This is a genomic window from Aidingimonas halophila (genome assembly GCF_900106955.1).
Taxonomy (GTDB): Bacteria; Pseudomonadota; Gammaproteobacteria; order Pseudomonadales; family Halomonadaceae; genus Aidingimonas; species Aidingimonas halophila.
In genome coordinates this window covers 21,185-37,785 of the sequence record NZ_FNNI01000011.1, presented here as the reverse complement: position 1 = coordinate 37,785, position 16,601 = coordinate 21,185, and the positions used below count along the sequence as shown (strand labels likewise).

The following is a 16,601-nucleotide window of genomic DNA, read 5'->3' as shown; positions in this document are numbered from 1 at the left end:
TCGGCGTTGGCCGGCGGGCTTTTTTATGCACCATTAATTGATAGCTTCGGTTCCTCGCATGTAAGGACGCAGTGCGTCCGGTACGATCACCGAGCCATCCTCCCGCTGATAGTTTTCCAGTACAGCGAGCAGACAGCGCCCGACCGCCAGGCCGGAACCATTCAGGGTATGCAGGAGCTGTGGCTTCTTGGTGTCCGGATGGCGAAAGCGTGCTTGCATACGCCTCGCCTGAAAGTCTTCACAATTGGAAATGGACGAAATTTCACGATAGGTGTTCTGGCTTGGCAGCCACACCTCGATATCGTAGGTCTTCGCGGCCCCGAATCCCATGTCACCGGTACAAAGCGTGACCACACGATATGGCAGATTCAGTGCCTGCAGAATGGCTTCCGCATGCTCCCGCATCGCTTCGAGAGCCTCGTAACTCGTTTCGGGCTCGACAAGCTGCACCATCTCGACCTTGTCGAATTGATGCTGACGGATCATGCCCCGGGTATCGCGGCCATGGGCTCCTGCCTCGCTACGAAAACAGGGCGTGTGAGCCGTCAGTTTCATGGGAAGTGATTGATGATCGATAATCGCATCCCGGGCAAAGTTGGTCAGTGGCACTTCCGCGGTGGGGATCAAATAGTAGTCCGGTTGATCTTCCAGTCGAAACAGATCCTCCCCGAACTTGGGTAACTGACCGGTCCCCGTCAATGAATCGGCGTTGACCATATAGGGGACATAGCACTCTTCATAACCATGATCGAGAGTCTGCTTGTCCAGCATGAACTGCGCCAGCGCACGATGAAGCCGCGCGATTGGCCCCCGCATCACGGCAAACCGCGAGCCGGTCAATTTAGCGGCCATATCGAAATCGAGATACCCCAGCTTGGCGCCCAGTTCGACATGATCCTGTGGCTCGAAACCGAACTCTGGCAGCGCCCCCCATCGGTGCAGTTCGACGTTATCCTCTTCATCGTCGCCCTCGGGAACGCTCTCATGGGGCAGATTGGGCAGGCCGGCAGCCCATGCCTCCCACTCGGACTGCACCTCCGCCAATTGCTGCTTGGCGGCATCCAGCCGATCTCCAAGGTCACTGACTTCATCCAATAGCGGCTGAATGTCTTCGCCCGCCGCCTTGGCCTTGCCGATCGCCTTGGAGCGTGTGTTGCGCTCATTCTGCAATTGTTCGGTACGCGTCTGCAGTTCGCGACGACGCGATTCAAGCGTTTCGATCCATGAGATATCGAGCGTCACGCCCCGTTTGGCCAGTTGTTGGGCGACCCCTTCGAGGTCACTACGCAGTCGTTTCGGGTCGAGCATGGAGTTCCGTCCGTTACAGTCAGCCGATATGGATTCGCAAAATGCGGCCCACTATTGTAAGGAACCGGAGAGTCTTTCACCATGTTCCGTTGCCGGACCGTGCCAAGTCCTCAAGGGTCGGGTAGAGTAGAGTCTATTTCCAACATATGTAATGTCCATGATTGCACGACTGGAACCGCAGGAACGCCTCGATACCGATTATCTACATTTTCTCGACGCACTGAAGGCTGCCGGCTTTGCCGGTGACATCGCTCCGGATTACGGCAACCGTACGGTCCTGGCGACCGACAACTCGATCTACCAGCGCTTGCCGCAAGCCGTGCTCTACCCGCGAGACATGACTGACCTGGAGCGTATCGCCAGACTGGCGGGACAATCCGAGTATCAGCATATCGTCATGGCCCCCCGAGGCGGCGGTACCGGCACCAACGGTCAATCCCTGACCGATGGTCTGGTGATCGATGTCTCCAAGCACATGAACCACATTCTCGACATCGACGTCGAGAACCGCCGAGTGCGCGTTCAAACCGGTGTCGTCAAAGATCAACTCAATGCAGCGCTCAAGCCGTACGGCCTGTTTTTCGCCCCCGAACTGTCAACCTCCAACCGTGCCACCATCGGCGGCATGATCTCCACCGATGCCAGCGGACAAGGCAGTTGCGAATACGGCAAGACCCGCGACCACGTTCTGGAACTCGAATGCGTCCTGCTGGGAGGTGAGCGACTGACCAGTCGTCCTGTAGACACCGCTGAACTGGACACGCTCTGCCAACGTGATGACGCTCTCGGCACCATCCACCGCACGGCTCGAGATATCGCCGACACCCAGGCTGACCTGATCGAGTCCACGTTTCCCGAACTCAATCGTTGTCTCACCGGTTATGACCTGGCCCATTTGCGAACCGCCGACGGTCGATTCGATCTCAATAGCCTGTTATGTGGCGCAGAGGGATCACTGGGTCTATTGGGCGAAGCCACTCTCAATGTCCTCCCCATCCCCAAGCACTCGACACTGGTCAATGTCCGCTATACCAGCTTCATGGACGCCTTGCGTGATGCCAAGATATTGATGGCAAGCGACTCGAGTCCGACCTCCATCGAAACGATCGACGATCAGGTCCTGATGCTCGCCATGGAGGATTTCGTCTGGGATAGCGTCGCCGACTTCTTTCCGGATGACGCCGACAACGACATTCTCGGTATCAATCTGATCGAGTTCAACGACGACGATCCCGATCGATTGGCTTCACGCGTCGAGGCATTCACTCATCACATCGAAAACGATACAACGGTCACGCGACTTGGCTATACCCTGGCTGAAGGCCGCGATCAGATTGGCCGGGTCTATGCCATGCGCAAGCGGGCGGTGGGTCTGCTGGGGAATGTCCAGGGCGAAAAGCGACCGATACCATTCGTCGAGGATACCGCTGTTCCCCCGGAACATCTGGCCGATTACATTGCCGAGTTTCGGGCCTTGCTGGATTCCCGCGGCCTCTCCTACGGCATGTTCGGGCATGTGGATGCCGGCGTGCTGCATGTACGCCCCGCCATCGATATGAAGGACCCCATTCAGGCATCCCTGATACGCGAACTCTCCGACGAGGTGGCGGAACTGACCCAGCGCTACCATGGCTTGCTGTGGGGGGAACACGGCAAGGGCGTTCGCTCGGAATATGCTCCCCGCTTCTTCGGACCACTCTACCCCAGCCTGCAGCGGATCAAGTCCGCGTTCGACCCACGCAATCAGCTCAATCCCGGCAAGATCGCCACTCCGACATCCCCCTCCGTGGCATCCGATGATCAGGAAACCCCCATCCAATGGGTCGATCCCGATTTACTGACCATCGACGGCGTACCGACCCGGGGCGAGTCCGACCGTCAGATCGATGAACGCGTCTGGCAGGCACATGATAGTGCCGTTTACTGCAACGGTAACGGTGCCTGCTACAACTATGATCCGGCTGATGCCATGTGTCCCTCCTGGAAAGCCACTCGCGAGCGAGTGCATTCACCCAAGGGGCGTGCCAGTCTGATGCGCGAATGGCTGAGGCTGCAGCAGCGTGAACACATCGATGTGGTCGAGGAATCACGAAAGAAGAAAACCGAGGGCGCCTGGGGCTTCATTCGGGATTTTCCGCTACGCCTGGTCAACACGATTGGCAAGCGCCGCGGAAAGAAAGATTTCTCCCATGAGGTCTATGACGCCATGGCCGGTTGCCTGGCATGCAAATCCTGCGCGGGACAATGTCCGGTCAAGGTCAATGTACCGGAATTCCGCTCACAATTTCTTGAAGTTTACCATGGACGTTATCTGCGACCGCCCCGTGATTATCTGATCGGTGGACTGGAATTCATCGTGCCCTATCTGGCACCGATGGCTCCCCTCTACAACGGTCTGCTGGGTTCACGCCTGGTGGATCGGTTACTGGCTGGTCCAGTAGGCATGGTGGATAGCCCAAGATTGTCGCGTGCCCGTCTCAAGAAGCAACTCGATGCCTGGGGTGTCGCGGAGGCAACCCCGACCTCGCTCGGCATACTGACGAATGCCCAGAAGGCGCGTAGTGTCATCATCGTCCAGGACGCCTTCACCACATATTTCGAATCGAAGGTGGTGATGGACATCGTAGAGTTGCTGTACCGCCTGGACTTCCGGGTCTTTGTCGCCCCCTTCTCGCCCAACGGCAAACCACTCAATGTGCAGGGCTTCCTGGGCGCCTTCGAGCGCACTGCCGCAAAGCAAGCCGAGCGGCTCCGCGCTCTGGCCGATTTCGATGTTCCTTTGGTTGGCATCGATCCGGCCATGACTCTCACTTACCGTCAGGAGTACGTGAAATCGCTTGGCAGCGACAAGGTCCCGGATGTCATGATGCTGCAAGAGTGGCTGGTCGCTCAGGCACATCGGTTCACTTCCAGCGGACAGACGTTGGACGATCCGGGCTTCAAGCTACTGTCACACTGTACCGAAAAGACCACCGCCCCCGGCAGTCCGAAAGCGTGGCAACAACTGTTTGCCGCCTTCGGTCTGAACCTCGAACTCGTGGCAACCGGTTGCTGTGGCATGTCGGGTACCTATGGCCATGAAGCCAGAAACGTCACCACATCGAAAACCATCTATCGTCAGTCATGGCAATCCGTCGTCGACGATGACGCCCATCAGGGACGGTTACTGGCGACCGGTTACTCCTGTCGCAGCCAGGTCCGACGTTTCTCCGGGCAGTCGCTGCCCCATCCGTTACAGGCATTACTGAGCTGCCTGAAACAGGCCTAATGTCAATCGACAGGAAAGAAAGGGGAGCAACCTTTGCCACTATCGTGCTTGCCACAACGTTTTGTTGTTCTCCTCCTCACGGCCGGTCTCATCCCCATGGCGCTTGCGCAGGAAGCCCGGGTGCATACCGTCGATGTCGAGCGTGAAGCCATCGAGGAGACGATTGAATTGACCGGCAGCGTCGTTGCCCCGCGTACAGCCAACCTATCCAGTGACGTCGAAGGACGTATCGCCGATCTGCACGTCTCTCTGGGCGACAACGTCGAAGACGATCAAACGCTGCTGGTGATCGATGATGCAGAGATCGAGCAACAGGCGCGCGCTGCCGACGCCCAATACACCGAGGCCCAGGCCGAACTGGACGAGGCAAGACGTTTACTTGATGAGGCCAGACAGCTCGGCGAAGGCCAGAACATCGCCAGGAGCGAGCTCCGACAACGAGAGAATGCCGTCGCGATGGCCGAGGCGGTCCTGGAACGTCGTGATGCCGAGCGCGAACGCTTGTCCACCCAACTGGCACGACACCGTTTGAAAGCGCCCTTTACCGGCATGATCACCCAACGCAATATCGAAGTCGGTGAATGGTCCAGCCCAGGTAATGAGTTACTGACACTGGTGGATCTCGAACGACTGCGTCTCGATATCGCGGTCCCTTTATCGCTGTATTCACGCATGGATGATGCCGACCTGAAGGTGCGCCTTCCGGGAGACCCGAGCTGGCGCTCCGCCCACACCCTGGCCAGAGTCCCCCGTGAGGACGACGCCTCACGCCAGTTCCTGTTACGTGCGGCACTCGATGACGCCCCTCCACTGTTACCCGGCATGTCGGTCCGTGCCAGACTGCAGTTGAGCGGCGAACAGGGACCCACCGTCCCTCGAGATGCCTTGATCCGTCGCCCTGACGGCAATATCAGCCTTTGGCTGGTCCGCCAGGACGGCGATACCTGGCGGGCGGAACAGCGTCGTGTCACCACAGGTCCCAGCCAGGATGGAACGACGGCCATTCTCGATGGGGTAAGCCCCGGTGACCGGGTCGTGGTCGAGGGTAACCAACGCCTCGAAGATGGCCAACGACTGATCCTGGAAGACGAATGAGGACGCTCTGAACCTAATGTTCGCCGCCATCATTCGTCACGGCATCCTGGTCTGCGTCACCATTCTGATATTGATGGTGCTGGGGGTTACCGCCATCTTGCACATCCCCGTGCAGATGATACCCGACCTGGAAGTCCGCACCATCGGTGTCGAGACCGAATGGCCTGGCGCAACACCTCAGGATATCGAGAAGGACATCCTCATCGAGCAGGAAGAGTACCTGCGTAATGTTCCCAATCTATCGCGAATGGAATCGACCGCTCGAAGCGGCAGTGCGGAAATCGAGTTGGAATTCCCCTTCGGCATCGACCTGACCGAGACGTTGATCCGCATCAACAATGCACTCAGCCAGGTACCGGATTACCCCGCCAACGTCGACCAACCCCGTATCGTCGCCAACTCCTTTTCCGCCAATGCCTTCATGTACTTCAATGTCGCTCCCGCCGGGGGAAATCCCAGGGAACTGGACATGGCCGCCATGCAGGATTTCCTCGAAGACAATGTCCGCCCTCGTATGGAGAGCGTCGACGGCGTATCCGAAGTGACCGTGGAGGGGGGTGCGGAACGCCAGATGCAACTGCTGATAGACCCTGACGCATTGGCCGAACGCAACCTGGGCATCGACGACATTCAGCAGGCGTTGGAGCGACGCAACCAGGATGTCTCGGGTGGCAATCTGGAAAGTGGCAAGCGGCGCTATCTGCTACGCACGGTAGGACGATTCAGCAATATCGACACCCTCGAGTCCCTGGTTATCAATCGACGTGGCGATGCTCTCACTCGACTTTCCGACGTCGCCGAGGTTCGGCAATCCCATGCACAAAGGGATTCACGCTCTTTCAACTCGGAGGGTGAATCGGTACTCAGCATCCAGGTTCGTCGCGAACCGGGCGCCAATGTCATCGACATCAAGAATCACATGCAACGCGAGGTCGAGACGATCAATGACACCGTTCTCGCCGATGAAGGCATGACGATGTCGCTGTCGAGCGATGACGTTCGTTATGTCGAAGCCTCGATAGCGAATGTCTGGTTCAACCTGGGGCTAGGGGCTCTCTTCGCCACGCTGGTCATGTTCGCTTTCCTGCGCTCCGCCCGAGCGACCCTGGCCGGTATCGTCGGCATTCCCATCTGTACCATTGCCGCCTTTCTCGGCTTGCTGCTCTTTGGCCGAACGCTGAATGTCATTTCCCTGGCGGGGGTCGCATTCGCCATCGGCATGACGATCGACAACACGATCGTGGTTCTGGAAAGTATCGAAACCCAACGACGACGAGGACTGAACCGTTTTCAGGCTGCCTTGACCGGCGTCCAGCAGGTCTGGCCTGCCGTTCTGGCATCCACCTTGACGACCCTTCTGGTGTTCGTGCCGATCTTCTTTATCGAGCAGGAAGCCGGGCAGTTGTATTCGGACATTGCCGTCGCCATTTCCGCCTCGATCCTGGTATCGATGATCGTCGCCATTACCGTGATACCGACACTCGGTGCCCACCTGGATTTCCACGGTCGAGCCGGGGGGCCGGACGATGCCCAACCACGCTGGATTCGAGCCACGATGACGCTGGTTGACAGCCTGATCGTCTCACCCTCGCGACGCATTGCTACCATGGTGGTCGCGATTGCCGGCGGCGCAGCGATCATCATCTGGCTGACACCACCCGCGGAATACCTTCCTGAAGGCGAAGAGGCCAAGACGTTTGTGTCCATGAATGCACCGGCGGGCTATAACCTGTCCACCATGGCCGGCATTGCCGAGGAACTTCGAGATGATCTGCTGCCACATGTCGGCGCCGAGCCCGAGGACTTCGACACCGGACGCACCGACGTTCCCGCCATGCGCAACATGAGCATGCAGGTCGAGGCTCAAAGCTTGAGAATCATTGCCGAGACACGCGATCCGGATCATATCGAAGCCCTGATGACGGCACTGACGGACCGCTTCGAAGCCTATCCCGATATGCGTGCCTTTGCCTCACGTGGATCGATCATCTCGAGTAATGATGGCGGTACGCGGAGTATTACCCTCGACATTTCGGGAACGGATCTCGAAACCCTCTATGAAGCGGCCAACCGTATCTACGATCGTGCGGAAACCGTCTTTGACAATCCCCGCATTCAGACACGTCCCTCGGCACTCAATCTCGCTCAACCAATGATCGAGATCCAACCGGACTGGGAACGAGCGACGGAATTGGGCTTGGATACCGACACGCTGGGAACGACTGTCGCCACCTTGACCGATGGCGCTTATCTTGATGATTTTTACCTCGACGACGAAAAGATCGACCTCTATGGCTACGGCCCCGAAGCCGGCAACGCCGACATTGATACACTCGCCGACCTACCGGTGCATACGCCTGAAGGTGCCACCGTCCCCTTGGCGACACTGGCCGACATCCACGAAACGGTGGACACCTCCACGGTGAGGCGCGTCGATGGTCGCCGTACCGTGACACTCGATATCATTCCACCGCGTAGCACACCACTCGAGGCGGGCCTGGAACGCGTTCAGGCGAATGTGATTTCCGAACTGGAAAATCGTGGCGACCTTCCGGGTGATATCGATATCACCACGAGTGGCGCCAGCGACCAGCTCGACGCCACACGCGAGTCTCTATCGGGTAACTTCCTCGTGGCACTGGCCATCATCTACCTGTTACTGGTCGCCATTTTCGCCCACTGGGGCTATCCGCTGCTGATCCTGACGACCATTCCACTGGGGGCCGCCGGCGGCATCGTCGGACTCGCCATGATGAATCTGGCAGGAAGTTGGCTTCCCCTTATCGGGCTCGGCCGAATCCAGCAACCTTTCGATATGATCACCATGCTGGGCTTTCTGATACTCATGGGCACCGTCGTCAACAATCCGATCCTGGTCGTGCACAAGGCTCGTGACAATTTGAAACAGTACGGAACCGATATCAGACAGGCCGTATACGATGCGGTAGCCAGCCGTTTACGGCCGATCGCCATGACCACGCTGACCACGATCTGTGGTTTGTCGCCACTCGTATTTTTACCAGGCGAAGGTACCGAACTCTATCGTGGCGTCGGTGCCATCGTGCTATTCGGCTTGTTGGGATCGGCTATCGTCACGGTGCTGTTCCTGCCCGCCCTGACTGTCTCAGTGCTCTCGCGCTCCTGGAAACGAGCGCCGGCACGGTAATGGACGAGAGCGACGAACATGTCGGCTTCCCCGCATCCCACGCCAACCACGTCTCATGTTCCAAAACGCCATGCCCATCGACCGCCATGGCTCCTGGAATCGCACCATGAACAGCGGTTTTGATGTCAAGGTGGGTGCTCTTGGATGATCTGTTTTCGGGAGGAACAGCGTGGCAACGATGTCATAATGAGAAACTCAGCGATTTGGAAATCGACGTACTTGCACACTTCCTCGCCCATTACGAAGAACAGCAAGAGAGGACTGATGGCTCACCATGCATAGGCAAGAACTTGACGCGTTCGTCCCCAGTCTCACATAGTCGAGTTTCTCAAGACCCGACGGACTCTTTGCAACCTCATGTCCCGAACCCTAGTCATTATCGGCCTGGCCATAGTTGCCATTGGCCTGCTTTGGCCCTGGCTGAGCAAACTGCCTCTTGGTCACCTCCCAGGTGACATCATCATCAAGCGCGAGAATGTCGCTTTCTATTTTCCCATTACCACCATGATCCTGATCAGTATCCTGCTATCGCTGATCCTCTGGTTATTTAATCGCTGACACCAACAAATAGCTCCTTTTCATCGCATTCATGGATTGCATGTTGGCGTCGGCAACGCTAGGCTGCGCGCCCCTTTCATTCGATGACACAGGAGCGACGATGGAGCATGCTGGCCTCGACCTGGCGGTGATCGGTCTGTTAGCCCTGGTTTGCCAATGGATTGCCTGGCAGTTGAGATTGCCGGCAATCCTGACATTGCTGGTCGCCGGTATCGCTGCAGGCCCAATGACAGGCATGCTCGAACCCGACGCCTTGTTTGGCGACCTGCTGTTTCCCCTGGTATCGCTCGCTGTTGCGGTGATCCTCTTCGAAGGCAGTCTCACCCTGAACTTCCGTGAACTGGGCGGCCACGGACGCACCGTTCGACGTTTGGTCACCTGGGGGGCGCTGATCACAGGTGTCATAGCCACCATTGCAGCGCGACTGTTGCTGGAGCTGTCCTGGGAAATGGCCAGCGTACTGGGCGCGTTACTGGTCGTCACAGGTCCCACCGTCATCCTGCCCATGCTGCAGACATTGCGTGCCAAGCAACCTCTCACGCAGATCCTGCGTTGGGAAGGCATTCTGATCGATCCCATGGGTGCCATTGGTGCGGTGCTGGTGTATGAATTCGTCGCCTTGGGTTCCAGCGGAGGCGAAGCCGCGACCCAGACACTGCTGCTTTTCACTCAGACTGCGCTGATCGGCTTTGGACTGGGTGGTATCGGTGGCTATTGCTGGGGAGTCGTACTACGGCGGCACTGGCTCCCGCATCAGCTGCATAGCTTCGGCACCCTGATGTTGATGCTGGCCTTGTTCACGATCTCCAACCGGTTATTTCATGAGTCGGGATTATTGACCGTGACCGTCATGGGCGTCTGGCTCGCCAACATGCGAGGAGTACCTACGCGCCCCATTGTCGAGTTCAAGGAGACCCTGTCGGTACTCCTGATTTCCGGACTTTTCATATTGCTGGCGGCGCGTCTCACGGTCGAGCAATTGGCCATGCTGGACTGGCGTGCATTGGCGTTCCTGGTGGTGCTGGTGGGGGTCGCACGACCACTGACCGTCTGGCTATGCACGTTGGGCAGTGGTCTTGATGTGCGTGAAAAAGCACTACTGGCGTTCATATCACCACGCGGTATCGTCGCTGCCGCCGTCGCCTCATTATTCGCACTGCGCTTGGAAGACGTCGGCATGGACGGTGCTGGAATGCTGGTCCCCGTGACCTTTCTGGTGATCATCAGCACCGTCGTCACTCAAAGCCTGCTTTCGCGCCCCCTGGCCCGCTGGCTGGGAGTGCAACGCCCCTCGCCCAATGGTGTACTGATCATCGGCGCCAATCAGGTGGCGCGTCAGGTGGGGGTGCATCTCAAGGCGGCCGGAGTGAATGTCGTGCTGGCCGACAGCGACTGGGATGCCATTCAGCGGGCCCAGCAAACGGGACTGACCACGTATTATGGTGACCCTCTCTCGGAGCATGCCGCGCAACACCTGGAACTGAGCGGTATCGGTTATCTACTGCCGTTATCGCCTTACCGGGAGCTCAACGATCTGGCCGCGTTGCATTTCGAACATTTCCTGGGACGGGAACGGGTCTTCCGGCTTGCCGTGGATGAGGGGCGTCTTGCTCAACGCCCACATGGCCAGGCCTTGGACCACTTGCCACGCCTGTTCGGTCATGACATCACATTCGCCAAGCTGTCACGCTTGGTGGCAGAGGGTGGAGAACTACGCCGCATCCCGTTCAGTGAAAAAACCCGGATCGACGATCAGCGTAGAGCCCATGGCAATCACTGGCTTCCCCTGATGTGCATCACTCCGTCTGGACGAGTGCGTATGGCAACGGATCAAGCCGGTCTTTCGCCCAAGCGTGGAGATACGCTTGTCAGCCTGGTCTTTGCCGACTCGCCGGCTCGGTAGCTGCAAGCACGAGCTACCGGGCTAGAAAAACAACCGACGCAGCGCCTCTCCCGGCTCGTCCTGGCGCATGAAGGCTTCTCCGACCAGGAAGCCGTGCACGTCGTGTCGACGCATACGGGTGACGTCATCGCGTTCATGGATACCTGACTCGGTCACGACGGTCACATCAGCGGGAATCGACGACAACAGCTCGAACGTCGTTTCCAACCGTGTTTCAAAGGTATGCAAATCGCGATTGTTGATTCCGATCAGCGACAATCCCAATTGCATGGCACGTTCGAGCTCCTGCCGGTCATGTACCTCAACCAGGACATCCATCCCCAGGGCCTGGGCCTGCTGATGCAGATCCCGGAGCTGCGTATCATCGAGTGCGGCAACGATCAACAGAATACAGTCCGCACCAATGGCACGCGCTTCGTTCACCTGGTAGCCATCGATGATAAAGTCCTTCCGGATCACCGGCAGTTCGCAGGCATCCCGAGCCAATGCGAGATCGTCTTCATGGCCTTGAAAGAAATCGGCATCGGTCAATACCGACAGGCAGGCTGCGCCTCCTTGCTGATAGGACCGGGCTATGGCATCCGGATGATAAGGGTCCCGCATGACCCCCTTGGAGGGCGAGGCCTTCTTTATCTCGGCGATCACCGCCGGATCGCCGGCATCGATACGCCGCCGAAGTGCGTGAATGAATCCTCGCGGCGCACTCTGGTGCTCTGCCAGTGCCAGTAAATCATGATCACTGACGGCCCGGCGACGTTCGGCGATCTCCTCTTCCTTGCGCGCAAGAATTCGAGCGAGGATGGTCGGCAGGGTCATGGAATATCCTGTCATTATTGGGCATACACTCGCGTGAAATCGGCGAGCTCCTTCATTTTTTCGTTTGGCAGGCCTGATGCTTGGGCATCCTGAGCCATGCTCACGCCCTCGGCGATACTGTCCGCGACATCTGCCGCGTACAGGGCCGCTCCTGCATTCAACGCCACGATATCGGCCGCCGGCCCCTCTCCGGCCAGGGCTTCATGTACCAAACGCAGGCTGTCCTCGGCCGTGACCACCTTCAAGGGCTCCAGTGCCTGCCTCTCGATCCCGAAATCCTCGGGAGCGATACGATACTCATGAATCTCGCCGTCCTTGAGTTCCGCCACCCGTGTCGGCGCCGCCAGGGAAATTTCATCGAGTCCATCCTCGGCGTTCACCACCAGAACATGGTGACTTCCCAACCGCTTGAGCACGTCGGCCATCATCGGAACCAGATCGGTATGGTAGACCCCCAGCAATTGATTGGGAGCACTTGCGGGATTCGTCAACGGCCCAAGGATATTGAATAGCGTCCGTACCCCCATTTCACGGCGAGGTCCGACAGCATGCCGCATTGCCTGATGATGCATCGGCGCGAACATGAAACCGACACCGACCTGATCGATGCAGCGGGAGACCTGTTCGGCATCCAACTCCAGGCTGATACCCGCGACCGAGAAGAGATCGGCACTCCCCGATGACGATGACACACTCCGGTTGCCATGTTTCGCGACATGAGCCCCACCGGCAGCCGCCACGAAACTAGCCGCTGTCGACACATTGAACAGGTTGGCTCCATCACCACCGGTGCCGACGATATCCACGACATTCTCGGAATGCACTGTCACCGGTGTCATCAACTCGCGCATGACCTGAGCCGCAGCGCTGATCTCCTCCACCGTCTCGCCCTTCATGGACAACCCGATCAGAAAGCCACCGATCTGTGCTTCAGTGGCCTCACCGGTCATGATGGTATGCATCACGGCGTGCATATCGTCAAAACTCAGGTTCTGACGGCGCATCACCGCGCCGATGGCATCGCTCATCTGCATCTCGTTCTCCTCTTTTTAGCGGACGGCACGGCGTTGCAGGAAATTGGCCAGCAGTTCATGACCCTGGCGTGTCAGAATCGACTCGGGGTGGAACTGTACCCCTTCAATGTCGAGTGTCTTGTGACGAAACCCCATGATCAGGCCGGGGGTGACATCGTCTTCATCGACCCAGGCGGTCACTTCCAGACACTCGGGCAAATGCTCGGCGGCGACGACCAATGAATGATAGCGGGTGACTTCCAATGGCTCCTGCAGTCCCTGAAAGACCCCCTGCCCCCGATGACGCACTTTGGACGTCTTGCCATGCATTACCTGAGGGGCACGTACCACATCACCACCATAGACCTGACCGATGGCCTGGTGTCCCAGACACACGCCGAGAATCGGCACCCGACCCGCAAAGTGGCGCACCACCTCCATGGATATCCCCGCCTCATTGGGCGTACAGGGACCTGGCGAGATCACGATATGGCTGGGCGCCATCGCATCGATCTCCTCGATCGTGATGGCATCATTGCGATGCGTCTCCACCCGAGCCCCCAGCTCACCCAGGTACTGCACCAGGTTATAAGTAAAACTGTCATAGTTATCGATCATCAGCACGGACATGACGTTATCTTCCTGTTATATCTAAATATTTTAAAATACCTTGTCATCGTTACCCAGGATCTTACTCACATTGATCAATATACTTGCGCCAGCCGTGCAGGATCATCTCAGACACAAAAATGCCGCCCTGACGGCGGCATTGTACAGACATACGAGTGCCGCCTCGTCTTAGAAGCGCCACCACTGAACGGATACATGTGTCAGAGTAACTGTGAACATGTCTGTGATGATGCCGTCAGCTCACTATTGCTGTCAATCGAGCCCCTAACGATACCTACCCGTTGAAGACTCTGACCCAATCACCTGCTTGTCCGTCCCTGTCAGCATAAGTAGTGTTCCATTCGGTTTGCCCCATATATGACCCACGGGGCGCGGTGCTATGCTGGGCACAGCAGGCCGGGTTAGAAGAGGCTCATAGGAGCGCTCAGCGCGCCATGTACTATGGCAGCTGGTATTCCATTTTCATTGGTACAGGTAAAGTCTATGCAAGATATAAACCGTCTTGAGGTTGGCATGACCACGCAGATTGGCACTCATCAGGTAGAGGAACCTGAGGTGGGCAAGGAATACGTGCGAGGGCTCGATTCAAATACCTGGCTTCTGTTCACCGAAGACCCAGCTGAGGATCGCCCGGTTGTTGTTCGCATTGATCGTATTGAGGGTGATGTATGCCACTGCACGGTCACAAGAAAGCTAAGTTGATAGCACGCCCCGGCACGGTATGCCTGATCCGAGGCTGGGATAGACCAGCGGAATAAGCGTCTGTCCCCGATTGCCAGCAGGCGCCGGTCAGCCAAGTGATGCGGCGGAAGCCCGCCAATACAGCCAGCGCCGTCACCGTCCATGTAATCGTCATCGTTCCTTCGACTCCATTGCCGATCAGCGACATACTGCCGTCCCTGTAGCTCAGTTTGTCCCATATACAGCATGCGCACCGTCTTGGCGATTTCATCACCCAGGTCAGCCGTCGACTTGGTGAGCGCGAATACCCCGCCTACCGCAGCGGTCTCCTCGATCATGAGGGCAGCATAGCGGTGCGTCTCCACCCGAGCCCCAACTCCCCCAGATATTGCACCAGGCTACAGTCATTAACGATCTACAGACTTCGATCCGTTCATTCGAGATTGTCCAGGCCACGTTCGGCCATGGTCACGGCACGGAACAAGGCTCGGCGTTTGTTGATCGTTTCCTGCCACTCATCGTCCGGATCGGAATCGGCCACAATACCGCCGCCCGCCTGAATATGCAGTTCTCCATCCTTCAACACACCGGTACGAATGGCGATAGCCGTATCCATGTTGCCATGCCAGGAAAGATAGCCGACCGCTCCAGAATAGACACCACGCTTGACCGGCTCCAGTTCATCAATGATCTCCAGAGCCCTGATTTTCGGCGCACCTGACAACGTGCCGGCCGGGAACGTCGCCCGTAGGACATCCATCGCCGACATGCCGGGATTCAGACGCCCGGTCACGTTGGACACGATATGCATGACATGAGAGTACTTTTCCACCACCATCTGATCGGTGACCCTGACCGATCCAGTCTCACTGATGCGACCGACATCGTTGCGTCCCAGGTCGATCAGCATCAAATGCTCGGCGATCTCCTTGGGATCATTGAGCAGATCGGCTTCCAATGCGCGGTCCTCTTCCGGGGTCAGCCCCCGTTTACGGGTTCCTGCAATGGGACGCACGGTGACTTCCCCGTCTTCCAGGCGTGTCAGGATCTCCGGTGATGCCCCGACGACATGGTGGTCATCGAGATTGAGGAAAAACATGTAGGGCGAGGGGTTCAGACTCCGCAGCGCACGATACAGATCCAGCGGCGGTGCCTTGTAGGGAATCGACATGCGTTGCGACGGCACGCACTGCATGACATCGCCCGCCAGAACATACTCCTTGATCCGCTCGACCGCCTCCTTGTACCCCTGCTCGGAGAAACTGGCATGGAAATCATCTTCAGTCACATGGCGACCGGTTCCCGGACTGACGGTATTGTGCGTCGTGCCGCGAAGTTGCACCTCCAGACGTTCGAGTCGGTCTCTGGCCCGTTCATAGGCTGACGACTCGGCAGGATCAGCGTGCGTCCACAGGGTCAAGCGGCCGGAGAGGTTGTCGAATACCACCAGATCATTACACACCATCAACAAGATATCCGGCACAGCCAGCGGATCGGGCTTTTCGACCCCACGCAGACGCGGCTCGATATAACGAATGGTATCGTAACCAAAGTAGCCGACCAGTCCGCCATCGAAACGCGGCGTGTCATCGAGTCGAGGTACCTTAAAACGGGCCTGGAAACGCTCGATGAAATTCAAGGGGTCGTCGACGACATCAATCGACTGAGGCTGATCATCGATGATATGGCGTACTTCGAAGCCACGAACTTCGATACGCTCCCGACAAGGTAGCCCGATGATCGAATAACGCCCCCATTTTTCTCCGCCTTGCACGGACTCGAGCAAAAACGTCCAGGGCGCATCGGCGAGTTTCAAGTAGGTGGAAAGCGGCGTGTCCAGATCCGCGAGAACCTCGCGGGTCACCGGTATACGGTTATAACCAGCTTGCGCCAGCTCGGCGAAGCGCTCGGATGTCATCATGTCGGGCATTCCTTTCAGTCAACACGGTCTATCGGTGACCGTCATTAAAGCTTGTTGATACATGACTCACTGACGAGACGACGGTGTCCACCATCGCCAGCGCTTGACATCACGCACCATCGCCACAGCAGCAAGGGCGGTGTCGGAAGCATAGGAAGGCAGGCAGGATTGCAACGACATGAAACTGTCCGTTTTTTTAGGATGAACAGAGGATTTTCGTCCGGTTCAGCACGACGAATCAC

General features: G+C 57.7%; 11 protein-coding genes. 5 read left to right on the top strand and 6 right to left on the bottom strand.

The features are described from left to right. Window positions 1–33 precede the first annotated feature (33 nt). Window positions 34–1,308, bottom strand: coding sequence for a serine--tRNA ligase (gene serS / locus BLW01_RS17340; protein ID WP_092572126.1), 1,275 nt, complete (start codon window positions 1,306–1,308; stop codon window positions 34–36). Window positions 1,309–1,465: 157 nt separating this feature from the next. Here serS and ydiJ point away from each other — a divergent pair, with 157 nt between their 5' ends. The 5 genes from ydiJ to BLW01_RS17315 all read left to right on the top strand — a co-directional run bounded on the left by ydiJ (window position 1,466) and on the right by BLW01_RS17315 (window position 11,298). Then, window positions 1,466–4,576, top strand: coding sequence for a D-2-hydroxyglutarate dehydrogenase YdiJ (gene ydiJ / locus BLW01_RS17335; protein WP_092572216.1), 3,111 nt, complete (start codon window positions 1,466–1,468; stop codon window positions 4,574–4,576). 96 nt (window positions 4,577–4,672) lie between these two features. Then, entirely contained in the window at window positions 4,673–5,671 is a 999-nt protein-coding gene (locus tag BLW01_RS17330) for an efflux RND transporter periplasmic adaptor subunit (RefSeq protein ID WP_092572124.1), read from the top strand. 16 nt (window positions 5,672–5,687) lie between these two features. Then, window positions 5,688–8,837 (top strand): efflux RND transporter permease subunit, encoded by a 3,150-nt coding sequence (locus BLW01_RS17325; RefSeq protein ID WP_092572122.1) that lies wholly within the window; start codon window positions 5,688–5,690, stop codon window positions 8,835–8,837. A 357-nt stretch (window positions 8,838–9,194) separates the two neighbouring features. Next, window positions 9,195–9,395 (top strand): DUF2905 domain-containing protein, encoded by a 201-nt coding sequence (locus tag BLW01_RS17320; protein WP_092572121.1) that lies wholly within the window; start codon window positions 9,195–9,197, stop codon window positions 9,393–9,395. A gap of 100 nt (window positions 9,396–9,495) precedes the next feature. Next, window positions 9,496–11,298: a cation:proton antiporter gene (locus BLW01_RS17315; protein ID WP_092572119.1), complete on the top strand. Its 1,803-nt coding sequence runs from the start codon at window positions 9,496–9,498 to the stop codon at window positions 11,296–11,298. A 21-nt stretch (window positions 11,299–11,319) separates the two neighbouring features. Here the strand turns inward: BLW01_RS17315 and trpC are convergent, their stop codons facing one another. The 5 genes from trpC to trpE all read right to left on the bottom strand — a co-directional run bounded on the left by trpC (window position 11,320) and on the right by trpE (window position 16,356). Then, on the bottom strand, window positions 11,320–12,114 hold the full coding sequence (gene trpC / locus BLW01_RS17310; protein WP_092572117.1) for an indole-3-glycerol phosphate synthase TrpC: 795 nt from the start codon (window positions 12,112–12,114) through the stop codon (window positions 11,320–11,322). Between the two features lie 14 nt (window positions 12,115–12,128). Then, complete coding sequence (gene trpD, locus BLW01_RS17305) at window positions 12,129–13,148, bottom strand: anthranilate phosphoribosyltransferase (RefSeq protein WP_092572115.1); 1,020 nt, start codon at window positions 13,146–13,148, stop codon at window positions 12,129–12,131. A 15-nt stretch (window positions 13,149–13,163) separates the two neighbouring features. Continuing rightward, window positions 13,164–13,757 carry an anthranilate synthase component II gene (locus BLW01_RS17300; RefSeq protein ID WP_092572113.1) on the bottom strand — a complete coding sequence of 198 codons (594 nt, stop codon included), beginning with the start codon at window positions 13,755–13,757 and terminating at the stop codon, window positions 13,164–13,166. 682 nt (window positions 13,758–14,439) lie between these two features. Then, window positions 14,440–14,646, bottom strand: a complete 207-nt coding sequence (locus BLW01_RS17295; protein WP_092572111.1) for a hypothetical protein — start codon at window positions 14,644–14,646, stop codon at window positions 14,440–14,442. A 225-nt stretch (window positions 14,647–14,871) separates the two neighbouring features. Beyond that, the gene (gene trpE, locus BLW01_RS17290; RefSeq protein ID WP_092572214.1) at window positions 14,872–16,356 is read right to left on the bottom strand and encodes an anthranilate synthase component I; all 1,485 of its coding nucleotides are present in this window, start codon (window positions 16,354–16,356) and stop codon (window positions 14,872–14,874) included. Between the last annotated feature and the right edge of the window lie 245 nt (window positions 16,357–16,601).